Origin of the sequence: Flavobacterium cauense R2A-7 (assembly GCF_000498475.1) — a bacterium.
GTDB classification, from domain to species: Bacteria; Bacteroidota; Bacteroidia; order Flavobacteriales; family Flavobacteriaceae; genus Flavobacterium; species Flavobacterium cauense.
On the sequence record NZ_AVBI01000004.1, the window covers coordinates 1 to 24,465 of the forward strand.

A 24,465-nucleotide genomic window follows, 5' to 3' on the forward strand; every position below is an offset into this window, starting at 1 on the left:
TGTTAAACTGCCTTGCGTAATGCCGTAAGGTCCGACATTTTCACCTGCAACACGGGACAAACTTCCGCTGAAAGCATTTCCTGCAATCAAAGTTTCACTAAGCTGATAGGTAAAAGTCGGGTCAGAATCTCCATACGTTTTTGATTTCGCATCGGCGGTAACAGTAATTGGTCTAGCCACAATATTGGCCGTTGTTGTGGAAACCGAAGTCAGATTATAATTTCCTACTGCACTACCAGCAAGACTAGCACCAACAAGTGCAACTACTTTAGCAGCACCTACGTTAGCGTCTGCAAAACTTGCAGTTCCTCCTAACAGACTAACATTAGAAGTATCTCCCGCTAAAACACCATTCAAAGATCGTGTAAGAACAGAAGCAGAATTATCTCCGTTATATATTTTATTGGATGCCGTAAACGCACCTGTAATATCTAATTTACTTATCACCAGATTACCCGCCGCATTCGTTGCCGAATAATTGGCTGTATTAGCGATACCAGCGACAACTTTACCTGCCCATGTGTTAGCACCTCTAACCGATGAAGGTATTGAAGCAAAAGGAACGACTAATGTAGCCACACCTGAAGCATTTGTATTTGCACTTCCAACTGAAGTACCATCCAAAGAAAAATTAATTGGTATACCGGCAACATTCAAATTTACAGTTGCGGTTAATGTAGCACTTGAACCGTAAATCCCGCTTCCGGAAACGGCCGAAATCGAACTCGTTGCCTTTGTAACCGTAAAATTAACTGTTGCTGATTGCGCTGCATAGGGCGTACTATCGCCTGCAAAGCTCACTTTCAATCCGTTACCACCGTTATAAGCGCCCACATTAAGTGCAATAACTGCCGTTGAAGATCCCACTCCTGAACCATTGGTAACACCGCTTCCTAAGGAAGTACCGCCATTAACACTAAACGTTAACGTTCTATTTGGAATTGGATTACCGTTCCCCACACACAAAGCACATCCTGCACTACCTCCCTGTTGTTTTAAAGTACTCGAAACAGTGATGGTAGAACCATAAGCCACTGTTGTTGGCGATGGACTTGTTAATGCCGTATTCGCGTCGGTAAAGGTTGTCTGGGCAATAATTCCGGAAGATTGTCCGGTTGCCGTTACCACAAAAGCAACCCCAACATGATTGATGTTAAAATAGAACTGATCATAAAAAATATTCCCGTTACTGTCGGCAACAGTTGACCTGTTGTGTCCATTAGGACAAACGGTTGGCGTTTCATCGAAATGTAGCGTTACCGTTTCTCCAGGCAAAAAACCTGTGCCCGACAATCGCAAAGTATCACCTGGCTGATAATCCGCTTTGTCTGAAGAGATACTTGCTAAAGTAGATTTATCTGCCTTGAAATTTGTCGGCAATTTTGAGTAACCAAACGTCAACGTAATAAGTAACAAACTCGAGAGGAGTATTAAATTACTCCAGAACCCTTTTTTTAGTAATGATGTTTCCATAGTAAGAGTATTTTTTAAACAATAATTTATATACTGATCCATGACGGAATGCCATAGAAAAATAACATCTGTGGAATCAAACGGAATATATTTCTTCCATTTAATCCTAAAATTACTCTGAGGGAAATTGCATTGGAAGTTTAAGTGCTTTGTTGTGGTATTTAAGCAATCTTAAACAATTGAAGTTCTATTGAAACTGAAGACTAATTTATAACTATGATTTGTGGTAACCTCAACAAAGCGTTACTTATTCGACAAAAGGAATAAAAAAAACCACGTAAAGCAGTTTCTTAATTTTTACGGAGATTAAAATTGTAAAGGAGAAATATCCCATTTTAAATTTTTCCGATACCATAATTGCCCCTTATCAACTTCTAAAGGACAATCGAAATTATTGGTATATAATGCTCCGGTACCCAAACCCTGCGGCATTGAATTTTTAAGCGTGTAGGTCCATTGGGCAATGGCATTTAAACCGATGTTGCTTTCCAAAGCCGAAGTGATCCACCAACCGATATTGTGTTTTTCAGCTAAGTCAATCCACTCTTTTGTACCGCGAAAACCTCCAACCAAACTTGGTTTTAAAATGATGTATTGGGGTTTAATTTTTTCAAGCAGCGCTTCTTTTTCTGCCAATGAAAATACACCGATTAACTCTTCATCCAAAGCGATTGGGAAAGGTGTCAATCTGCACAATTCCGCCATTCTGTCAGTATTGTTTTTTGCTATTGGCTGTTCAATACTATGTAACTCAAAACCAGTTAGTTGATTTAATTTATCTAAAGCTGAATTTAAACCAAAAGCACCATTTGCATCGACACGGATTTCTATGGTTTCTGCATCAAAATTGCTTCGGATAAAACGCAGTAAATCCAATTCTTTCTGAAAATCGATGGCGCCGATTTTGAGTTTAATACACTTGAATCCGCTCGCTAATTTTTCATCAATTTGCTGCTTCATAAACGCTTCGTCGCCCATCCAAACCAAACCATTTATGAAAATACTTTTTTGACCATTAGTAAATTCCGAAGGAAATAATAGCAACGGATTTTCAGATTCTAACGATAAAAATGCCTGCTCGATTCCGAATTGGATGGATGGAAATTCGAGTAACATTTCCCAAAGTTTGTCTTTTCCCAAATGGATGTTTTCACAAACCCATTGTAGTTTTTCTTCATAATCCGGTCGGTCATCAATACTTAACGTTCGTAAGATGCCGCATTCGCCGATTCCCTTTTTATCTTCTTTTTCCAGAATAATAAACCAGGTTTCCTTTTCGGTTAAAACGCCGCGCGACGTACCCGATGGGCGTTTGAAATTGAGTACGTATTGTTGATAACTTGCTTTAATCATTACAAAACTTTACAGAAATAAAAATGGTTTCTCCCCTAGCCCCGATTACTTCACTAGACTATTATTTTCATAGGAGTTCAGTGAATGCTTTGCATTTGAGGCGATATCCTTTTGGTGGCTGAGGCTCTCGAAGCCGCAAAAAGATATAGCCGAAAGCGGGAATAGGGACGACAAAAAAAGCCAAGCCTTTTGCTCCAAAAATTATAATTCGATGGACGCTCCAATTTCCAGCAGCATCAAATCTTTTCCTTTATCGAAGAACTTTTTAATGGCTTCCTCGTGGTTGATTACGATAAATCCGAACGTGTCGTAGTGGTAGCCCAACACTTTGTCGCAATCCAGAAAATCAGACGCAATGATGGCATCGTCTACGTCCATTGTAAAATTGCTACCAATGGGTAAAATCGCTAAATCGAGTTTGGTGCGCATTGGGATGAGTTTCATATCCATCGTTAAAGCCGTATCACCGGCGATGTAGATGTTTTTGTGTTCGCCTTCGATTACGAATCCGCCCGGCTGTCCGCCGTAACTTCCATCTGCGAAGGAACTCGTGTGAATTGCCGGTACATATTTTACGGTTCCGAAGTCGAATTTCCAGCTTCCGCCGTGGTTCATTGGGTGGTATTGCAAACCTTTATGACCGAAATGCATCGCGATTTCATAATTGGAAACCACCACGGCATTGGTACGTTTTGCAATGGCTTCGACGTCTAAAACGTGATCTTGGTGCGCGTGCGTTACCAAAATGTAATCGGCTTTTAAAGTATTGATATCGATATGGGAAGCGGCTGGGTTTCCGGTAATGAACGGGTCAACTAAAATGTGTTTACCGCTGACTTCAATTCCGACACAGGCGTGACCGTAAAATGTGATTTTCATGATAGTGTGTTTTAAACTTATAACTCTAAATTACTAAAAAAACAAGGAATAAGATGGCTAAGGCAAAGGTTCCCAAAGCCACTTTTTTTAACTCCGGATCGAAATCCTTGTAAGTTTCCGCTTTATAAACGGTTTTTAAATGACGTAACATCAATATTGTCAGGAACAAAGGCGGAAATACCGAAACCTCAACTATAACTGAGAAAGCAACCATTAAAAGAATCGCAGTACAAACGATAAAATAATGGTAACCTTTGGCATTTTTCAATCCCATTTTCACCACTATGGTATTCTTACCCGAATTTTTATCGTTTTCGATATCGCGCATGTTGTTTAAATTCAGCACCGCTACACTTAACAATCCGATTGCCGTTGCAGGCAGTACTAAAAACCAGTCGAATTGTTTGGTGAAAAGGAAATTTGATCCCAAAACACTAACCCATCCGAAGAAAACAAACACGAAAACATCGCCAAAGCCGCTGTAACCATAAGCGCCTTTTCCTACCGTGTATTTAATGGCCGCTACAATGGAAGCAATTCCCAATACAAAAAACAAAAGTGAATACAGAAAATTTTCGCTTCCGAAGGATACATAAATCAATGAAACCGCCGAAAGCAATGACAACAAAGCCGTAATGATTATTCCTTTTTTCATTTCCTGAACCGTAATAGCGCCGCTTTGAATCGCACGTTGTGGCCCTACTCTGTTTTCGTTATCGGTTCCTTTTACACCGTCGCCATAATCGTTTGCAAAATTGGAAAGCACCTGAAAACCAAGCGTTGTCAGCAATGCCAAAACCAAGATTTTCCAGTTTTCAAATCCCTGATAATAAGCATAACTGCTTCCTACTATTATTCCCGAAACCGACAACGGTAACGTTCTGAGCCTTGCGGCTTCTATCCATTTTTTCATTCTAAATTCTTTAACACCGGAAAATCCGATTTTTATATAGCATTAAAATTTTAAAATCATCATCAAATCACTAATTACTGACCACTAATTTACATCCAGTTTTTCTCCGTAGTTTCCACCTGATACAACCACAAATTGACCAATTCTTTAACCTTAGTAAAATTCCCCAAATGAAACGAAATAGTACCTCCGGCAGTTGCAATTGTAACACTGCCAATGTTTGCCGGTTTATGCCAGAAAAACTGACTCACTTTAATCGCCTGAATTTTATGCGGTTCAATGATTTCATTATCAATATCCCAAGCACCACTTTGCTTGATAATATACTTTTGGTTAACGAACAAACGGTAATTTCTGAAACTGAAAAACAACAGCAAACCAACAAAAATCAGATAGGCCGGTAAGAAAAAGATATACTCAAAAATCTTGTTATCAACATTAAACCCATAAAGTAATAATGCCGAAACCGGAATTACAATCAGAAACAGCGTTGGAAACAGTAATTTTCGCAAATTAGGTTTAAACATGGTTCCTTTTTGAGGAAATTCTGCAAATAATAATTTGAGAATCTGGTCTTTTTCGATGGCATTACAACCCGGAATTTCAATGGCTGATTTTTTACTTTCCTTTTCCGATTCGCTTCCGGAAGCTTGTTTGATTTTGAAATTCAGCACGTCCATTTTCTTTTGCAGCCAATTCTGACTTAACGCCACAATCTGCACTTTTTCCGGTTTGATGATGGTATTTTTGGTATTCAGCAATCCGAAAGAAAGCAATAACGAACGATTTTGTTTTGCAATTTTGAAATCGAAATACTTAACAAGCGTTCGTACCAAATTGATAATCATGATTACCAAAAAAATAGTACCGATGAATAACATGGCCGAATACATCGCTACGCTTTCATTGATATAAGTACCGATTTTCTGATCGACATTATCCAATGCATCCGAATTACGCATCAGGTTTTGTACATTCTCATAAATCGTAAAGAAAAAGGCCAACAATAAACCGAAACTGCGTACATAATTGGACGTAATTCCGATTTTAATCAGACTCAGAAAACTGATAGCGATGAACGGTTCATCTTTTTCAGAGGCAACCATTTCAGTAATTTCGTTCGTTACGGAAGCCGACTTTGCCTCACTAAGCAATTTTGTTTTTAAAGCAATTGCCAAATCATGCGAAATAGCTCGAATGGAAACTTCCTTTTTGTGGCTTCCGGCCGTGTCGACATCGAGTGCGTGAACTCCGATAATTTTCTGAACTAACGACTGATTGATATTTACCTGTTGTATTTTATGCAGCTGAATTGCTATTTTGGACTTATTCAGTACTCCTTTATTGATGATGAATTCGTCGTTTTCCTCATCAATGTAAAATGTGAAATTCAGATATTGCAGGTAAGCAATGATTCCGACAACAGACACAATTCCAATCACCCCCAAACCAACATACAGCTTATTCAGTTCGTTGAATTTGAAAATCCAAACCACCAGAATAGGCCACAAACCACGTGCAATTTTCTGGAACGTGTCGGTAAACATCACCAGAACGCCAATTAAGGATTGCCTTTGCGGTTGATTAAAATCGGATACACTACTCATTTTCCAAAGTAGAATTAGCCATTTCCATTGAAAGTTTTGTCAACAACAATTGCTTGAGACTTTGCGCTTTTTCTTTTTCGATTCCAGGAATTTCGATATCGCTGTCGCCACCGCCTGCAGTAAAAATTTCCACGGAAGCCAAACCAAACATTCTTGAAATTACACCTTCATGCAAAGCCACATGCTGAATTCTGCTATACGGAATGATTGTAGTGGTTTCGGATATAATTCCGCTTCGATACAAAACATCGTGCTGACGAAAAGCATACCCTCGTTTTTTAAAACTGATTCTTCCCAAAACGACCGACAGCAAAAACACAATGATAATTACTATTGGAAAAAAATACCAGTTCTCACGTCTTTCTTCTGCGAAAACAAGCAAAAATCCGGCAGCTAACAGTAAGATCAGCAGTAAAATAAAATTACCAATCAGTATTATTTTCCAGTAATCCTTGTGCAAAGGCTGAAACTGAACTTCCTCAAATTTGGGAAGCTCCGCTATGTTAATCGTTTCGTTGGTAAAATCTTGCATCAATTACTTCTGATTAAGGAATATATTTTTTCTCAAAATTCGGTTTACGTTTCTCAAGGAACGCGTTACGACCTTCGATTGCTTCGTCTGACATGTAGGCTAAACGTGTTGCTTCACCTGCAAAAACCTGTTGTCCTACCATGCCGTCATCGGTTAAATTCATAGCGAATTTCAGCATTTTGATGGAAATTGGCGATTTTTCAAGAATTTCCTGTGCCCATTGGTACGCAGTATCTTCCAGTTCTTCATGTGGAATTACGGCGTTTACCATGCCCATATCGTAAGCCTCTTGTGCCGAATAGTTTCTGCCTAAAAAGAAAATCTCGCGGGCTTTTTTCTGTCCGACCATTTTTGCTAAATACGCCGAACCGTAACCGCCGTCGAAACTCGTTACATCCGCATCGGTTTGTTTGAAAATCGCGTGTTCTTTACTGGCTAGTGTTAAATCACAAACCACGTGTAAACTGTGTCCGCCCCCAACAGCCCATCCCGGAACAACGGCAATAACGGCTTTTGGCATGAAACGGATTAATCGTTGTACTTCTAAAATATTTAATCGGTGGTAACCATCGTCGCCCACGTAACCTTGTTTTCCTCTGGCTTTCTGATCGCCGCCGCTGCAAAACGCCCAAATGCCGTCTTTCGTTGAAGGTCCTTCAGCAGAAAGCAAAACCACTCCGATAGAAGTATCTTCGTGCGCATCGTGAAAGGCTTCCAATAATTCTTTTGTGGTTTTTGGACGGAACGCGTTGCGCACATCCGGGCGGTTAAAGGCGATTCGAGCTACGCCATCGCATTTTTTATAGGTGATATCTTCAAACTCTTTTACAGTCTGCCAATTGATTTTGCTCATATTTTTCAAATTTAAAATGTAAAAATAAAACAATTTGAGCGGTTCACGGTAATCAAACGGCAACAAAAAAGGTTAAAAACAGGCAATCAAAACTTTAACAAAAATCATTGGGCTTCCTTTATGATTTGAATTGTATTTTTTGTAAATTTAACTACTTCTTTATCAAGAAGTTGGTTCACTGATTTATTAATTAAAAACGTTATTCTTTGAAAAAATCTGTAATTTTTGTCGCTCTTTTGTCTGTAGTATTTTTTGCAAGTTGTAAAAATAATTCTGAAGTTAAACCTGAAGAAACAACTGAAACAGTAATGGAAGAGCAAGTGGATTCTGTTGCAACTGACAGCATTAAGACTGATGAAGTAGCACCTATGGAAGCAGCGAAAGATACATTGACAAAAAAATAAGTCAATTTCTTTTAAGTTATTTTAGGATACCACAGGTAATGAAGCGAATATTGGATTAATGAAATGAGGTTTTGGCTATCCATTTAAAGACAAAGAAATTTTAAGGCAATTGGTGTTCAGTGCTATTTTTCAGCTGATCTGATTGTCAGAAATTTATTTTTTAATGTAAAAATAATGAAGGCTAATCGAAAGGTTAGCCTTTTTTTATGGCCAATTCTTATTCTCCAAATCCATACATATAAAGCAATTGTGAATTTTAACAGAAATTATTTCGCTTCAGCATTTTGAAAACAATATTGGTTAATTATATTTGCTTTTTACCAAAATTTACAATGAGAATTTCAAGATATATCCCTATACTTTCACTATTTCTATTTTTAAGCTGCAATAAAGACAAATCCGGAAAAAACGGAAACGACTCGAACGACACCGTTCTTTTAGCCGATAAATACGAAGTAAGTTTTCCGAAATTGAGTCCAAAATTCACGTCCGAAAACAAAACCTATGTAGAAAATTTCTACAACAAATACTATAATCCGAAAGACTTTAGCGGTGGTTTTCTGGTCGCTAAAAACGGTCAGATTATTTATGAAAATTACAGCGGTTTCGCTTACAAGGAAAAAGGCGATAAAATTACTGCCGAGAAACCCATTCACATTGCATCAGTAAGTAAAATGCTGACAGCCGTTTGCGTTTTAAAACTGGTGGATGAAGGCGAAATCGAACTGGATAAATCCGTAAAAACGTATTTGCCGACTTTCCCACATGAGGAAACCTCTGTTCGTATGCTATTGAACCACCGAAGCGGGTTGCGTAATTACGCCTATTTTACAGACGACAAAGGCGTTTGGGACAAACATAAAACACTTACCAACCAAGATGTCTTGGATCTTTTAGCGACAAAACCAATCGGATTGGAATCGAAACCAGGCACGCGTTTTGGATATTGCAATACCAATTATGCTTTATTGGCTTTAATTATCGAAAAAGTTACCGGTAAAAAATATGCCGATGTTATGAAAGAAATGATTTTCGAACCTTTGGGAATGAAAAACACTTTCGTTTTCGACAATCTGGAAAAGAAAGACGAAGTGAGTCAGTCTTACAAAAACAATTATCTGCGTTTAGCCTTTGAATTTTTGGATCAGGTGTATGGCGATAAAAACATCTATTCGACTCCGAGAGACTTACTGAAATTTGAAACCGCGACCTATTCAGATGAATTCTTAAGTAATAAAATGAAAGCTGAAATGTTCAAAGGCTACAGCTACGAGACCAAGGGACAACGCAATTATGGTTTAGGCATCCGAATGATGGAATTTGAAACCGGTCAAACTTACTTCTTCCATAATGGCTGGTGGCATGGAAACACGTCTTCGTTAGTGACGTTGCGTAAAGAAAATGTGACCATTATTTCGCTTTCGAACAAATACACCCATAAAACGTATCAGACTAAGAAACTGGCACCGCATTTTGGTGATTATCCATTCAAATTTAAGGATGCGGTGATTGGAGCGGAATAATAAAAGTGCTTAATTTACCCATGAAAACCTATCCTTCAACGCAAAGCTATATCTTTATTACGATTTTAGTTCTTTTTGTTTTTGGGACAATTGCTTTATTTTTTATCATTGAAAATGAGAGCATTGAAGGAATGCCCATACCTATAATGATTCTATTAGGATTAATTGATTGTTTATTTTTATGGATAGTTTTCGATACCAAATATAAAATCAAGGAAAATAAACTTTATTACTGTTCAGGACCGATACGGGGAAAAATCGATATCTTAAAAATCAATAAAATTGAAAGTGTAAAAACCTGGTATGTGACTTCGATTCTGAAACCGGCACTTGGCAGTTATGGTTTGACAATAACCTATAACCGATTCGATGATATTTACATTTCTCCTAAAAACAAAGAAGATTTCATAGCCGAATTGTTGAAAATCAACCCAAATATTCAGTTAAAGTAACCGAAAAGAGCGCAAAGTTTAACGCAAGGTTTGCAAAGATTTATTCGAGAAATCCGTAAAAATCCGCGTTGCCAGCATCCGTATTATCCACGTTCGATTTAATCGCGTTCCGTTTACCCGATTTTCACCGAAGTCATCGTCAAAGAACCTCCAACCGCTTTATCATTAAAGAAACTGATATCGTCTTTAGCATCCTGTAACGCAAGATTGTAAAGCATCGGATAATAATGATCCGGTGTCGGAATCGCTAATTTGGCTGCTTTATCCAAGGTTTCGTAATCGATTAATGCTTTGTGATTTCCGTCGGTAATTTTAGCTTTGAAAATGGTATTCATTTCGTTGGCCCAATCAAAACCGTATTCCGGTTCGCTCAGTTTATCCCATGCCACCATTCGTAAATTATGAACCATGTTACCACTTCCAATGATTAACACTCCTTTTTTACGAAGTGCGGCCAATTGTTTCGCCAAATCGTAATGATATTGCGGGGGTTTACTGTAATCGATACTTAACTGTAATACCGGAATGTCAGCATCGGGATACATATGGCGAACCACCGTCCAGGTGCCGTGGTCCAGACCCCAATCGTGATCCAAACCAACATCAGTTGTGGTAATCAATTGTTTTGTAGCTTGTGCCAATTCCGGATTTCCGGGTGCCGGATATTGTACGTTAAATAATTCCTGTGGAAAACCACCAAAATCGTGAATCGTTTTCGGATTGTTCATTGCCGTGATGTGAGTGCCTCGGGTTAACCAATGCGCTGAAATTACCAAAACCGCTTTGGGTTTTTGTATTTCCATTCCCATTTTTCGCCAGGTTTGTGAGAACTGATTGTCTTCAATCCCATTCATGGGCGAACCGTGTCCGATAAACAACACCGGAAGTTTTATATCTTCTTCTGTTAAATCTTTAGTCCAATTGTAAAACGGTTGTAAACTTGCCATAGCTGCTCCTCCTAATATAGTTTTGATAAAATCCGATCTTTTCATATCTATACAATAATTGTATATACAAATGTATGAATAAAAACCAATTTAAAAATAAATTTAGGCTTTTTTAACAATAAGTAATTGATTTACAACAAATGAATTCCGTCGTCTTTGATATCGATGAGTTTTTGTTTGTACAGCAATCCAATGGCTTTCTTAAACGTTTTTTTACTCATCTTTAAAACGGTTTTGATGTCTTCCGGATGCGAATCGTCATTTAAACGCAGAAAACCTCTGCTGGCTTTCAGTTCGTCTAAAATTACCTGTGAACTTGGTTCGATGCTCTCGAAACCTAATTTACGGGTAGAAACATCAATTTTACCGTCGGGGCGGATGTTTTTAATGAAACCTACAATACGGTCGCCGGTACGCAAATCATCGTACACTTCGTTTTTATAGAGTAATCCTTTGTGTTTTTCGTTGATGATAACGTTGATACCCAAATCGGTAATGTGGGAAACGATTAGATCGACTTCCTCGCCTACTTCAACCGTGATAACATCGTTATTTAAAAACTGGTTCAATTTACTGGAAGCCACCAAACGATTGGTTTTCTCATCCATGTACATGTACACCAGGTAACGTTTCCCCTGCTCCATCGGGCGGGCCTGCTCCTTGAAAGGTACCAGAAGATCTTTTTCCATTCCCCAATTCATAAACGCACCAATCTGGTTTACATAATTTACGCGCAATAACGCAAACTCATTCAGAAAAATATAGGGTTCTAAAGTAGTGGCAACCGGTCGCTCTTCATGATCGAGATAAATGAAAACCGTAATTTCATCTCCAATTTGGAAATCGTTCGGAACATATTTGTTGGGTAACAGCACATCGTGAGTTCCTTCCGGGTCTTCCGTTGGGTTACCTAAAAACAAACCAACCTTGGTATCTCTTAATATTGTAAGCGTATTGTATTTTCCTATTTCGATCATTTCAGCACTGTATTATGAACGGCAAAGATACGAAGTAGTTTTAACATCTGTTTTGAAGAAGCAATAATCGTAACAATATTTCGTTTTTGCAGAAAATTAGTACTTTTAGTGCATGAGAAAAACAATATCTTTTTTACTTCTGATTGTTTTGTATGGCTGTTCCGATAAAATCAGTCCGTATTTTGAATCGAATACCTTTATCAACGAAAACAGTTCTGTTATCAACGACAGTTTGAAATTTTCTCATAAATCGTATGGTGATGTAAAATTCATCAAAAGCAAACCTTCTCTGAAAAAACATTTAAAAGAAAATCGAATTCCGTTTGATAACGTTTTACTTTACGGAAAAACATACATCGATCCCATTTATGAATATTACATTCTAGCCGATTCAAAAAAGAGATTCAAAAGCAAAAATCAATTTCAGAAAGACACTTTAATCGGTAATCATACTTTTACGTTCATCGGAATTCCTCTTGATAAATCGAATCCTAAAGAAGACTTTGAAAAATTGTCTGCAAACATTATTTCAGGTGAAAATTATGCGCAAAAGCTTCCTTCGATTTACGATATAATCGAATCCAATAAATCATCCAATCAGTTTTTGAAAGGCCTAACCGAATTCACCCATTTTCCGGCGTATACCAAACAGGAAAAGTGGAATAAACTGCAAATGCAACTCACCTACGCTTCCTTTTTAGGACAAAACAGCGTTTATGAAGAACTTATTCAACAGTGGAATCCAAGCAAAATAAATGATACGATTGCCTCGGTGATTAAAAACCACGCTACGAAAGGTTTGGAAAATGTAAAACGTGAAATTCTCGAAAAGGCCAATAAAGAAAAACTGGTGATGTTCAATGAAAATCATTTTTATCCAAATCACAGAGTACTGTTAACCAAACTGTTACCCGAATTAAAAAAATCCGGTTTCCGCTACCTTGCATTGGAAACACTGGATGAAAAAAAAGACAGTATTTTAAATCACGGTGGAAAACTGGATATGGAAACCGGTTTTTATACTAGGGAACAATATTTTGCCGAGCTCATCCGAACTGCGCAATCCTTAGGATTTCAGTTTGTAGCTTATGAAAATCAGGACAAATCCAAAGACCGTGAAATGGGTCAGGCCGAGAACCTTTACAACAATACTTTTGCGAAAGACTCTTCTGCCAAAGTAATCGTATTGGCGGGGATTTCGCACATTACGGAACAACCGGATATAAATGGTAAAAAATGGATGGCACAGCTTTTTAAAGAAACATACAACATTGATCCGCTGACGTTTTCACAAACGCATTTGAATTCCAATCGAAAAGCGACCGAATCTGTTGCGCTTTTAAAAAACGGATATTTGGCCAAAAAATATGAAGCAACCGATTATAACATCATCAACAACTTAAATTTCAAAGACGAAAAAGGAGCTTTCAGCTATAAAAATGCCGATTACAATCAGGTTCAGGTTGCGCTTTATTTTGAAGACGAATTGAAAAAACCATCCGATTATGCCAAAAAAGTACCGTTTCGCAGCTTTTTGTTAGCAAAAAACAATTCTTTTTCAGCAACCTTACCCGATGTTAAAATGCGGCTTATCGTATTTGATGAAGAAGGAAAAGTGCTTCTGAACAAACTTGCAAACTAAAACTAAACCAGATTTTTAAAGTACTTCAGCAACACCTGATTGTTGATTTCCGTTGGCGTAAAAATTTCAATTATTGCAGGTTTGTCGGCCGCTAAAAATACCTTCATTGCTGTTTGCAATTTAATTTCATCATCACTTTTGAAATACTCAAATCCGTACATTTTCGCCAAATGTTCCGCAGTTAAGGAATGTGAGGTTTCAAAAAACGTATTGAAAACCGGTGTTTCCTGATGTCCCGGAAGAATTCTGAAAATCCCGCCACCGCCATTATTTATCAGAATGATTTTGAAATTTTTCGGAATATAACTGTTCCAAAGCGCGTTGCTGTCGTAAAAGAAACTTACGTCTCCGGTAATCATAATCGTTGGTTTCCCCGATGCAAAAGCAGCTCCGATTGCGGTTGTCGTACTGCCGTCGATTCCGCTTGTTCCTCTGTTACAAAACACTTCAATACTCGGATGAATATCAAATAACTGCGCATAACGAATGGGCGAACTGTTACTGATTTGCAGCTGGCAATTTTCAGGAAGCATAGGAAGGATGGTTTCAAAAACCTTCATGTCGGAAAACGGAATTGTTTTTAAATAATCAGCATGTTTTATTTTACGCAAGGCTTTCACCTTCAATGTGTTTTGCAGATAATCGCTTTCAATTGCCATAGTTTTCGGCAAAAAAACACTGAAAAATGCATTCGGAGTCGTTTCAAAATGATGCGTCAGACAACCGAAAGTATTGTAGGCGCGAAGTGCATCGATATGCCAATGCTGTTTGGGCTGGTATTTTCGCAAAAAGGCTTTAACTCTTTTAGAAACCACCATTCCGCCCAATGTAATCAGAATTTCGGGTTGAAATGCCTTAAAATCATCGTCGGTAAACGGAGTAATCTGGGTATCGATATTGGAAATAAAATTCGGATGATGCAGATTGGACGTTACTTCGGTCATCACCACAACAGAAGCATCATTTGCCAATTGATTCACCAGAGCAGCATCAATGGCATCCGGATAATTTCCTCCTATCAAAATCAGTTTCTTTTTGGCTGAATTCCATAGCTGCACAAAAACATCAAGCGCTGGAATTTCCTTTTTCTGCTGCTTTGATTCAACAAGTAACGGTTGTACGGAAAGTTCGCTGACGGTTTCATACAAAGGTTCTTCAAAAGGCGCATTAATATGTACCGGACCTTTTTGGTTTACCGCTATCGCAATTGCTTCGTTGACTTTCAGATCGTTTTCTTCCGAAGCATCCTCATGTAAATTTGCATTGAACAAAATATGATTGGCAAATACGTTTTCCTGACGAATGGTTTGACCGTCACCGATGTCGATTTTACTTTTCGGGCGATCTGCCGATAGTACAATTAACGGAATCTGACTGTAGAACGCTTCGGCAACAGCCGGATAATAATTCAGTAAAGCCGAACCGGAAGTACAGACTAAGACAACAGGTTTCTGTTTCTGTTGCGCGATTCCCAAGGCAAAAAAAGCGGCACAACGTTCGTCGGCAATACTGTAGCACTGAAATGCGGGATTACTTGCGAAACCTATTGTTAAAGGTGCATTTCTGGATCCTGGAGAAATTACGATATCATGAATGTCTTTAGCGTTACAGATTTCAAGCAAACTTTGGGCTAAAGGTATTTTTGGGTAAATCATTTTTAAAATCGGTAAGACACAAAGATACAAATATTAGGAAGTCGGAAAGTCAGAAATATATAAAGTTACATCGAATGGTTATTCCATCCCTTCGTCTTCTTTAATAATCATAAATTTATAAAACGTGTAATGTGAAATTCCGTAAAGCAAAATGACAAGCTGCAAGAAAACCTGTTGTTTTAAATAGAATTTGTTCATGAAAAACAAAGCAATCTGAATTACGAAAAGCAAAGCACTCAATACCAGCCAAAAACTTTTCCTGTCGTCTTTGAAGGCATAATTTGTTACTGCCAATCCGCCCAGATACGCAGTTAAAAAACCATTGACAATCCAGGGAATATAACCTTTTCCCAAAGAATCTTTTATTAAATCAATCAGATAAAAATAAATAATCAGAAAAGGTATGGAAGTCATAATGGTGATGCACCATCTTTTATCTTCTATGGTTTTAAAAACCAAAACCACCAGTAAAAAACGAAAAACATCTGAGAAGAGTACGGCCCAGAACAATGCTATTTCGGTATTTACATTAAAAAGAACGGAAGTAATCTGATAAAATAACAACGCCGAAAAATAAATAAGATTCCGTTCTCTGGAAGCATAAAAGTACAGCAGCATTAAAACCGGAATCCTTAAAAAGCCTAAGCTGAATTTTAACGGCTGAAAATCAAAGTAAACACAGATACTGTAAAGTATGATAATTGTAAAGTAACAGATACTAAAACCTTGAATAACAGTATGTTTTCGTTGAAAATCCATACTTAAAGTTATGATTTTTTTTCGAAACCAACCCCGATTAAAAATCATAATTCGTTAAAAATCAATAAAATAAGACTACTCCATTTCCATTTCTTTTAAAATCATGAATTTATAGAAGGTATAATGTGAAATTCCGTAGGCCAAAATTACCATCTGATAAATGCCTTCATTTCTGATGTAAAATTTATTAATGAAAAAAGCGCCAATCTGAATGATGAATAAAACAGAACTTATCAGCAGCCAATAGTTCCTGTGCTTTGGTTCGTTGACATAATTGATGATTGCCACACTGCCGATAAACGAGGTCAGTAAAGCGTTTACAATCCAAATGTAATAACTGTCTCCCAACTCATGTACCACAAATTCAATGATGTAGAGGTAAATAACAAAAAAGGGAATAAAGGCGATGCAAATTGCCTTATAATTGGATTTACGAACCAGATCCAATACCAATAGCACAAGACAAAGTTTAAACAACATCGAAAAAACTGTGGCATAAATAAACGCATGCGGTAATTCCAAACGATAAAATACCGATGCCAGTTGGTATAAAATCAGTCCGCCAAAATAGAGAATGTTTCTTTTTTCTGAACTTACAAAATACAAAAGCAACAAAATAGGAACCCTTATAAACCAAAATATTTCTGTTACTTCTTCTTTATTCAGCAAAGAAAAAAAACTGTATAAGAAAAGATTTATAAAGTAAAGAATTATTAATAATTTTGTTATTCCTATAATTTTCATCAGGCCCCTTCATTTTTTACGTTGAAATAAATATAGTGAATTTAACCAAAACACTCAAAATTATGTCCATTATCATACGTCAGGCCACCGTTGAAGACATGCCTTCCGTTTTGGAGATTGTCAATCATGAAATTTTGCATTCCACATCGATTTACGATTATGAACCTCGAACGCTAGCTTTACAGAACGCCTTATTTCACGAAAAAACCGAGCGTAATTTTCCGTTTATCGTGGCCGAAAAAAACGGGGTAATTGTTGGTTTCGGAACTTATGGTCCGTTTCGATTTAAGGAGGCTTATAAATTTACGGTGGAACATTCGGTCTATGTTCATAAGGATTATACCGGAAACGGGATAGGTTCGACATTATTGAAAGAATTGATTGAATTGGCAAAACTAAATCAGTTACACACGATGATTGGCGTAATCGATTCAGAAAACAAAGGCAGTATTTCGTTTCACGAACGTATGGGCTTTAAAGTAAGCGGACATCTGAAAGAAACCGGGTTTAAATTCGGAAGATGGCTGGATTCGGTTTTCGTACAGCTAATTCTGAAATAACCAGATAACAATAAGTAGTTAGCAGCAAGCATAAAAAAATGGTAAATAAATTATGATTATGACAAAACAGTTTATCTTAGGATTCTTCATATTACTATTCGTACGGGTAGCAGCTCAAGATGACATCGTGAAAGTTGGACAACAATTCCCTTCATTTGATGTTTTATCGCAAAACGGGCAAACAATCAGTTCAAAGTCGTTAAATGGGAAAGTAGTATTAATTAATTTCTTTGCTACCTGGTGCGGCCCATGTCTGGCTGAACTTCCAGTGCTTGAAGAAAAGGTATGGAACAAATACAAGTCAAATCCAAACTTTTACCTACTTGTAATTGGTCGAGATCATACCGAATCCGAAATACTTGCCTTCAAGACGAAACGCAAATTCGACCTGCCTATGTATCCAGATAAATCAAAGCTGATTTATTCTCTTTTCGCCACAAAATATATCCCACGAAATTATTTAGTCGACAAAACCGGAAAAGTTGTATACTCATCGATGGGTTATACTTCAGATGAATTTGAGAAGATGTTAACCGTGTTGGATGAACTGCTAAAATAGTATCGTTCAAAATCTAATGCCAGCAGCTAAAAACGGTTTAACAAAACTCACATTAAAAAAATCCCAAAACTGAAAACTCAATTTTGGGATTTTATATTTATTAAGATACTGTTCACTGATCACTGAATACTACCCTTTAATCCAGTCGGTTATTTCTTTATCGTTTGGCAGAACACGCGGACTGATAACATTATCCAATTCACCCTTTTCGTTAATCAGATATTTTTGGAAATTCCATTCCACCTGATTGTCTTCCAAACCGTTTTTGGATTTCTCAGTAAGAAAATGGTATAACGGATGCATGTCGGCTCCTTTTACCGAAATTTTCTCCATCATCGGGAACGTTACTCCATAATTTTTGGTACAGAATGCTTTAATCTCTTTATTATTTCCCGGTTCCTGAGCTCCGAAGTTGTTCGCAGGAAATCCTACGATTACAAAGTTTTTATCTTTATACTCGGAATATACTTTTTGCAATTGTTCGTATTGTGGTGTTAATCCGCATTCTGAAGCGGTGTTTACTACCATGATTTTCTTTCCCTTTAAAGTGGCGAAATCGAATTCATTTCCTTCAATGTCCTTCACTTTAAACTGATAGATGTTTTGTGTTTTCATAACCTTATTTTTTTCGGCTGTTTCCATATTTTTTTTCTTTTGTGTCTGTCCCTGACATGCCGTTAAAAAAAGCACCCCAAGCACCAAAATTAAGTTCTTCATTTCCACTATTTTTTATAAAATTACTGAAATTGTAAGTTTTACAATACTTTTTTCGATTAAAGTTTTGTTAAACAAAAAACCCACAATCACAAGATTATGGGTTCTTAATATTATTTTTTATAATGCTTTCGGTATTGAAAATACGATGCTATTCCCAGTAGCGCCACCAAGGCAACCGATATATAGACAAAGTTTGGCGTTACCACTTTATCACCTTTCGCATACGAATGCAAACCGGTTAAGTAGAAATTCACTCCGAAATAGGTCATCAAAATCGAATAGAACGCCAAGACACTCATAAGGTTGTATATCCATTTTCCGCGTAAAGCAGGAACAAATCGCATGTGAATTACAAAAGCATAGACCATAATACTTACCAGCGCCCAAGTTTCTTTAGGATCCCAGCCCCAATAACGTCCCCAACTTTCATTGGCCCATTGTCCTCCAAGGAAGTTTCCTATGGTTAGCATCACCAATCCTACGGTTAACGACATCTCATTTATTATGGTAATCTCTTTGATGTTGAGTTCCATTTTCTTTTTGTTCTTCTCGTTGGTTAACAAAATCAGTAATAAGGAAACCAATCCGAGAATCATTCCCAACGTAAACGGTCCGTAACTCGCTACAATAACCGCTACGTGAATCATTAACCAATAGGAATTTAATACCGGCTGTAAATTGGCAATAGCCGGATCCATCCAGTTCCAATGCGCAATCATTAAAATCATCGAGGCCACAAAAGCAGTGGAAGCCACCGTTAACTCGGATTTTCTTCCGAAAACCAAACCGAAAAGCATGGTTGCCCATCCTACATAAATCATCGATTCGTAGGCATCACTCCACGGCGCGTGACCGGAAATATACCAACGGGCAATCAATCCAACCGTATGCAGTACAAAGAACAAAGCAATAAAAGCATGGCTGACTTTAACCAAAACATTTACCACTTTTCCGGAATTGAAAATTTTGATGATTACGAATAAAAACATCAAAACACCGGCAATCATGTACCATGAATATAGTTTTTTGAAAATATCGTACTTGTTGTATAAAATTTCCGAATTAATTTTCTCTTCACTCGGATACACTTCTTTTCCGTATTTCTTCTGGAATTTGATTAAGCCGTCAAGGAAGGTTTCTGCGGCCTTGTAATCTTTTTTGGTTGGAACTTCATCCAAAGACGACAAATACAACGGTAAAACATTTTTGGTAAACAAAGAATCAATTCCGGTTAATCCGGTTTCATTCAATTCCAGATGCGACACCCATTTGTTGTTCTTATCAAACGGAATCGGGAACACTTTTAATATTTGTCCGCTTAACGCCGAATATAATAAGTTTACTTTTTTATCGGTTTCAATAAAATCCTTCTGAAACTGATTGGGCACCGGAGCTTTGTAGGCTTCGTCCAAATAAGGTGATAATTTGTAATTTCCTCTTTCATCGAAAAATTTCATTAAGGAAACATATTTAGTGCCTTTTTCTGCACCGATAAGGTTGTGAATACTATCGTTGTCTTTTTTGATATAGATAATCGGAACATTATACCAAACCTGAGGAAACTGCGTCATCGAAAGGAAAACCTGATCGGAATTCATGTCTTTGTAAGTATCACTTTTACTCACTTTTCGCAGTAATTCTGATGCAAATGTATTTACCGGTTTCATACGTCCGCCCTGATCCTGAACAATCAGTCTTCCGAATTTCGCGGCATGCTCTTCTGAAACCTTAAATCTGGATAGCAACGAATCAATTTGTTTTCCCGAAGGCATTGTTGGTTGATGTTCCGTATGCTGTGCTACCGCTCCTAAACTGAAAAAGAATGCAATTGCCAGTAACGCTGATTTCTTAGCTTTTACTTTTTCCAATTTTTGTTTTAATTCACCAAAACGGGAATTCTTCGTAAATAAAATTCCAAGTAATCCTGCGAATAATAAGAAATAGCCGATATACGTAACCCAGGTTCCCCAGAAATCGTGGTTTACCGAAAGGATGGTTCCTTTTTCATCCGGATCAAATGAAGCCTGAAAAAGTCGGTATCCACGGTAATCTAAAATATGGTTCATAAAAATGCGGGCGTCAAATTTTGTTTTCATTTCCTTATCCTCAACAGTTACTTTACTTTCGAAAGCCGAATAACTTTTTTCTGTTCCCGGATATTTTGAAGCAACGAAATCATTTAATTTCACTGTAAACGGTGTTTCATAAACCTTACTTCCATACATTAAGGTATATTCCAGATTGCCTAATTTAAACGATTGCGGCACACCCATTTTTCCTTTGGATCCCATAAGGGTTACTTCTTTTTCTTTGCCTTCATTGCTGACTTTCAACACTAAAGCATCGTCAGTATTTTTGTCTTTATAATCTCCGTTCGATTCGAAAACAACTTTTCCTTTCATGGCCGGTTCAGGAATTACAAATTGCGTTCCGCCCATGTTATAAAGCGAACGAAGCATTAATGCCTGAACTTTATCTTTTTCAACAGTGCCTTGAAACTTGTCTGCCATTCGCATAAAATTTCCATCAAAAGGCGATTGAATCGTATAAGCTTCACTGATTTTGGTAATATTAACGGCTCCTTCGGTATATTTATTTAATGCAAAAAGCACATTGTGAATGTTTTGCACTTCTCCTTCTTTCAGGTAATGTTCGTGTCTTGTTCCGTCTCCGGATTCGACTAATTTCAAATATAAAACGCCGTTAGGATCTTCTTTGATGGTTTCTTTGGCACCCATTATGAAATCCTTGTATTCGATTTCAAACGGAATGGCATCAAATTTTTCATTAATCGAAAAATGATTATCAGTAGCCGGTGACATCAATAATTGTTTTTCGAAAGTGCGACGTTTCATTTCTCCCTGATAATTTCCATCCACAAAAACATTCAGATAGACTTTATCGGAAAAAATCTGATGGGCAACTTCACCTTCGCGAATCGGCATCATCCCTTCAAAACTGATGTATCGAGTTATGAAAGCCCCCACAATTATTAAGATAAAAGACAAATGCAGCAATAATGACGCCCATTTGCTTTTTTGGAGTAATTTATATCTTTTGATATTTCCGAGAAAGTTAATTACGAAAAACACCATGATGACTTCGAACCAACGGGCATTGTACACCATTATTCGGGCAGTATCGGTATTATATTCACTCTCAATAAAGGTTCCGGCTGCCATTGCTACTGCAAAAACGATAAATAAAACAGCCATTAAACGGGTAGAAAACAGGAAGGAAAATATTTTTTTATCCATGACGGAAAGTGGTTTTTACAAATTACCGCGAAGATACTTAAAAACAACGTTTTGTTAACGCTTTTTAACGTATTTTAAGAAATAAAAAAGCCCGATTGAAAGTTTCAATCAGGCTTGGTAAGCTATATTCTTTTATAATTAAATTCCGATTTCAATCTGGAAACGAACATACCAATTGTTTTTCGTAGGTGCAGCATCGTAAAACTGATTTTCATAAGTAAACTCACCCTGCAATTTAAGCGCATGTTCCCAAATGTATTTGTTTACACCAAAACTGTATTGGTTGGTGTCTGGTGCATATGCCTTAATGTCTTTATTCACGTTTTGTTGTGAAAAACGACCGATTAGCTCATATTTACTTTTGAAAACATAGCTCAACTGAAAATCCTGACCGTTACCGGTAAAAACCGCTTTTGTTTGTGTAGCATCCAAAGGATTCACCGTTATCGGGTTGTGTGAACTTCTTTGCATATAAGTCGTCATAAATGCCCAACCTCTGTATTTTAAAATCGCATCCAATAAAACAGAAGACATGTCTTTATTTTCAAACAAAATATCGCCGGTTTGTCCTTGCGATTTTCTGGCTTTATTATTAAAATTATAAACCCCTGAAACCATCAGCTTTGGTTTTTCTTCTCTCAAAATATCCCCTTCGAAATAATGACCGTCTTTTTTAAATTTTCCAAACGGAAGCAATTCTACTTTTCCGGTTAACGACAATCCGTTATTGTCTTTATTCGTACTCGTCCAGTTTCTTCCTTCGCCAAGCGTTACAGCTCCTTTAAAGTTATAGGAGAATTTATCTGCAAATTCATTAATATTGGCCAAATGCAATCCAAAATCACGATCAATATTAAAACGCGTGTTGTTTATAGAACGGTCGGTTAACTGAATTGCGCCAGAGGAATTTACTGCTTGTCTGGTTCCCGGCAATTTCGATAATCCGAACCCGATTTGCCAATGCTGACTTGGTTTGTAATATAAAATCGCATCACGAACCACGTTCAGGTTTTCGTTTGGCTTAACCGCCCCAACATCACCTACTCCAAATGAAAGTTGTAAAACGTAAAGAATTTTAGGATTTCCAACGTAACCGTCAAAACGCAAACGCAAACGACGCACCTGAGCTTCATAAAAAGGATCAACACCTTCGTTATCCACATAGCTCAAACGGTTTTGCATTCTAAAACGCACATTGAACTGAAAAAGACTGTCGGATGAAGTAAGCCCCACCCCTTTACCGAAGTTATAATACGGAAGCGATGTTAACTTTAAATCGTTATCTTTAGTAGTTAGTTTTATGTCTTGTGCCTGCAAAACAGCAACAATACACAATGACAAAAGTGTAATAATTTTTTTCATGTTAAGAAAATGTAAGTTGTGTGTTATTCGGTTGCAAAACTAATGTTATTAATTTCAGTCAATATTAAGTAATTGTTACCTTTGCGGAAAATTAGTGTTATGGAAAACATATATATCGGATATCATTTTAAAGTGGAACCCAAAGACCCGAGCAATCGCGAACAGGCAAAGCAATTAGGCTCTGAAATTTTAGTGGCCGAATTGGGCGAAACGGCCTTTGAGAGCTTTGTTGAAACAGAAAACGGAGTTTCCGCATTCGTTCAGAAAGAGCTTTGGAACGAAAATATTCTGGATGATATTCAGATTTTACACTCGGATGACTTTAAAATCGAATATACTTTTGAAGAAATCGAACCGGTGAATTGGAATGAAGAATGGGAAAAGAATTTCGACCCGATTGATGTGGACGGCATTTGCCATGTTCGCGCTCCGTTTCATGAAAAAACCGATGCGAAATACGACATCGTTATCGAACCTAAAATGAGTTTCGGAACCGGACATCATGAAACCACCCACATGATGATTCAGCATCTTTTAGAAATGGATGTAACCGGAATGAAAACACTCGACATGGGTTGCGGAACGGCGATTTTAGCAATTTTAGCCGAAATGAAAGGCGCCAAACCAATCGATGCCATTGATATCGACAATTGGTGTTACTTGAATTCCATCGAAAACGCAGAACGTAATAACTGTAAATATATTTCTGTTTACGAGGGTGATGCGTCGTTGTTAAACCAAGGACAAAAATACGATTTGATTATTGCCAACATCAACAGAAATATTCTGCTGAATGACATGCAAGTGTATGTAAACTGCCTGAACAAAGGAGGAATTTTATTGTTAAGCGGATTTTATAATGAAGACATTCCGGTTATCGATGCTTCCTGCACTGAGAAAGGGCTAACCTATGTTAAAAAGTTCCAAAAGAACAATTGGGTTGCTTTAAAATACGTAAATTAGCATTTTATTTCACATCAATTATTTGATTATGAGCGTAAAGGAAAAAATAAAAGAACAGGTATCCGTTGAAGAGCTTTTGTCTTCCAACTATGAAATCATTTTATTTAATGACGATGTAAACACCTTTGATCATGTAATCGACACCTTAATGGCCGTTTGCAATCACGAACCGTTACAAGCTGAACAATGTGCACTTTTGGTTCATTACACCGGAAAATGTGCGGTTAAAACCGGTTCCTATAAAGAATTAGAGCCCTTATGCAGCAAATTACTTCAGGCTGATTTGAGTGCAGAAATACAGTAATAAAAAAAGCCCCGAAATATTCGGGGCTTT

At 37.4% G+C, this 24,465-nt stretch carries 23 protein-coding genes; 8 read left to right on the plus strand and 15 right to left on the minus strand.

The window, feature by feature from the left end:
* From FCR2A7T_RS02765 to FCR2A7T_RS02795, 7 genes are all read right to left on the minus strand, one after another.
* Nucleotides 1-1,473: MBG domain-containing protein (locus tag FCR2A7T_RS02765; protein ID WP_131494798.1), on the minus strand; the 1,473-nt coding region annotated here is incomplete at its 3' end.
* 306 nt (nt 1,474-1,779) lie between these two features.
* Nucleotides 1,780-2,826 carry an o-succinylbenzoate synthase gene (locus tag FCR2A7T_RS02770; protein WP_023569745.1) on the minus strand — a complete coding sequence of 349 codons (1,047 nt, stop codon included), beginning with the start codon at nt 2,824-2,826 and terminating at the stop codon, nt 1,780-1,782.
* Nucleotides 2,827-3,027: 201 nt separating this feature from the next.
* Nucleotides 3,028-3,705, minus strand: a complete 678-nt coding sequence (locus tag FCR2A7T_RS02775) for a metal-dependent hydrolase (RefSeq protein ID WP_023569746.1) — start codon at nt 3,703-3,705, stop codon at nt 3,028-3,030.
* Nucleotides 3,706-3,730: 25 nt separating this feature from the next.
* Nucleotides 3,731-4,618 (minus strand): 1,4-dihydroxy-2-naphthoate polyprenyltransferase, encoded by an 888-nt coding sequence (locus FCR2A7T_RS02780; RefSeq protein WP_023569747.1) that lies wholly within the window; start codon nt 4,616-4,618, stop codon nt 3,731-3,733.
* Nucleotides 4,619-4,707: 89 nt separating this feature from the next.
* A complete protein-coding gene (locus tag FCR2A7T_RS02785; RefSeq protein WP_035117107.1) occupies nt 4,708-6,225 on the minus strand; it encodes a PH domain-containing protein in 1,518 nt (505 codons plus the stop codon).
* A complete protein-coding gene (locus FCR2A7T_RS02790) occupies nt 6,218-6,757 on the minus strand; it encodes a PH domain-containing protein (RefSeq protein ID WP_023569749.1) in 540 nt (179 codons plus the stop codon). Before FCR2A7T_RS02790 ends, FCR2A7T_RS02785 begins: the two co-directional genes overlap by 8 nt.
* A gap of 13 nt (nt 6,758-6,770) precedes the next feature.
* The gene (locus FCR2A7T_RS02795; RefSeq protein WP_035117146.1) at nt 6,771-7,610 is read right to left on the minus strand and encodes a 1,4-dihydroxy-2-naphthoyl-CoA synthase; all 840 of its coding nucleotides are present in this window, start codon (nt 7,608-7,610) and stop codon (nt 6,771-6,773) included.
* A gap of 206 nt (nt 7,611-7,816) precedes the next feature.
* Here FCR2A7T_RS02795 and FCR2A7T_RS02800 point away from each other — a divergent pair, with 206 nt between their 5' ends.
* The 3 genes from FCR2A7T_RS02800 (at nt 7,817) to FCR2A7T_RS02810 (ending at nt 9,989) form a co-directional block, all read left to right on the plus strand.
* Nucleotides 7,817-8,014, plus strand: a complete 198-nt coding sequence (locus tag FCR2A7T_RS02800; RefSeq protein ID WP_023569751.1) for a hypothetical protein — start codon at nt 7,817-7,819, stop codon at nt 8,012-8,014.
* A gap of 332 nt (nt 8,015-8,346) precedes the next feature.
* Complete coding sequence (locus FCR2A7T_RS02805; RefSeq protein WP_023569752.1) at nt 8,347-9,537, plus strand: serine hydrolase domain-containing protein; 1,191 nt, start codon at nt 8,347-8,349, stop codon at nt 9,535-9,537.
* A gap of 20 nt (nt 9,538-9,557) precedes the next feature.
* Nucleotides 9,558-9,989 (plus strand): PH domain-containing protein, encoded by a 432-nt coding sequence (locus FCR2A7T_RS02810; protein WP_023569753.1) that lies wholly within the window; start codon nt 9,558-9,560, stop codon nt 9,987-9,989.
* Nucleotides 9,990-10,102: 113 nt separating this feature from the next.
* Here FCR2A7T_RS02810 and ygiD read toward each other — a convergent pair whose 3' ends face one another.
* Both ygiD and FCR2A7T_RS02820 read right to left on the minus strand, forming a co-directional pair.
* Nucleotides 10,103-10,936: a 4,5-DOPA-extradiol-dioxygenase gene (gene ygiD / locus FCR2A7T_RS02815; protein WP_449267226.1), complete on the minus strand. Its 834-nt coding sequence runs from the start codon at nt 10,934-10,936 to the stop codon at nt 10,103-10,105.
* Between the two features lie 131 nt (nt 10,937-11,067).
* Entirely contained in the window at nt 11,068-11,913 is an 846-nt protein-coding gene (locus tag FCR2A7T_RS02820; protein WP_023569755.1) for a CvfB family protein, read from the minus strand.
* Nucleotides 11,914-12,025: 112 nt separating this feature from the next.
* Between FCR2A7T_RS02820 and FCR2A7T_RS02825 the strand changes: the two genes are divergently transcribed.
* The gene (locus tag FCR2A7T_RS02825) at nt 12,026-13,555 is read left to right on the plus strand and encodes a hypothetical protein (protein WP_023569756.1); all 1,530 of its coding nucleotides are present in this window, start codon (nt 12,026-12,028) and stop codon (nt 13,553-13,555) included.
* Between the two features lie 2 nt (nt 13,556-13,557).
* On the opposite strand, the gene menD is transcribed toward FCR2A7T_RS02825, so the two are convergent.
* The 3 genes from menD to FCR2A7T_RS02840 form a co-directional block, all read right to left on the minus strand.
* A complete protein-coding gene (gene menD / locus FCR2A7T_RS02830) occupies nt 13,558-15,210 on the minus strand; it encodes a 2-succinyl-5-enolpyruvyl-6-hydroxy-3-cyclohexene-1-carboxylic-acid synthase (RefSeq protein ID WP_023569757.1) in 1,653 nt (550 codons plus the stop codon).
* Nucleotides 15,211-15,288: 78 nt separating this feature from the next.
* On the minus strand, nt 15,289-15,969 hold the full coding sequence (locus FCR2A7T_RS02835) for a hypothetical protein (protein ID WP_023569758.1): 681 nt from the start codon (nt 15,967-15,969) through the stop codon (nt 15,289-15,291).
* A gap of 75 nt (nt 15,970-16,044) precedes the next feature.
* Nucleotides 16,045-16,638, minus strand: coding sequence for a hypothetical protein (locus FCR2A7T_RS02840; protein ID WP_131473137.1), 594 nt, complete (start codon nt 16,636-16,638; stop codon nt 16,045-16,047).
* Nucleotides 16,639-16,775: 137 nt separating this feature from the next.
* Between FCR2A7T_RS02840 and FCR2A7T_RS02845 the strand changes: the two genes are divergently transcribed.
* Nucleotides 16,776-17,273 carry a GNAT family N-acetyltransferase gene (locus FCR2A7T_RS02845; protein ID WP_023569760.1) on the plus strand — a complete coding sequence of 166 codons (498 nt, stop codon included), beginning with the start codon at nt 16,776-16,778 and terminating at the stop codon, nt 17,271-17,273.
* Between the two features lie 58 nt (nt 17,274-17,331).
* Nucleotides 17,332-17,832: a TlpA family protein disulfide reductase gene (locus FCR2A7T_RS02850; RefSeq protein WP_035117149.1), complete on the plus strand. Its 501-nt coding sequence runs from the start codon at nt 17,332-17,334 to the stop codon at nt 17,830-17,832.
* Between the two features lie 129 nt (nt 17,833-17,961).
* Here FCR2A7T_RS02850 and FCR2A7T_RS02855 read toward each other — a convergent pair whose 3' ends face one another.
* The 3 genes from FCR2A7T_RS02855 to FCR2A7T_RS02865 all read right to left on the minus strand — a co-directional run bounded on the left by FCR2A7T_RS02855 (nt 17,962) and on the right by FCR2A7T_RS02865 (nt 23,168).
* Nucleotides 17,962-18,549: a glutathione peroxidase gene (locus tag FCR2A7T_RS02855; RefSeq protein ID WP_023569763.1), complete on the minus strand. Its 588-nt coding sequence runs from the start codon at nt 18,547-18,549 to the stop codon at nt 17,962-17,964.
* Between the two features lie 110 nt (nt 18,550-18,659).
* Nucleotides 18,660-21,806 carry a cytochrome c biogenesis protein CcsA gene (ccsA, locus tag FCR2A7T_RS02860; RefSeq protein WP_023569764.1) on the minus strand — a complete coding sequence of 1,049 codons (3,147 nt, stop codon included), beginning with the start codon at nt 21,804-21,806 and terminating at the stop codon, nt 18,660-18,662.
* A gap of 138 nt (nt 21,807-21,944) precedes the next feature.
* Nucleotides 21,945-23,168 carry a porin gene (locus FCR2A7T_RS02865; protein ID WP_023569765.1) on the minus strand — a complete coding sequence of 408 codons (1,224 nt, stop codon included), beginning with the start codon at nt 23,166-23,168 and terminating at the stop codon, nt 21,945-21,947.
* A 99-nt stretch (nt 23,169-23,267) separates the two neighbouring features.
* Here FCR2A7T_RS02865 and prmA point away from each other — a divergent pair, with 99 nt between their 5' ends.
* Complete coding sequence (gene prmA, locus FCR2A7T_RS02870; RefSeq protein ID WP_023569766.1) at nt 23,268-24,131, plus strand: 50S ribosomal protein L11 methyltransferase; 864 nt, start codon at nt 23,268-23,270, stop codon at nt 24,129-24,131.
* A 28-nt stretch (nt 24,132-24,159) separates the two neighbouring features.
* The gene (locus FCR2A7T_RS02875; RefSeq protein WP_023569767.1) at nt 24,160-24,435 is read left to right on the plus strand and encodes an ATP-dependent Clp protease adaptor ClpS; all 276 of its coding nucleotides are present in this window, start codon (nt 24,160-24,162) and stop codon (nt 24,433-24,435) included.
* Nucleotides 24,436-24,465 lie beyond the last annotated feature (30 nt).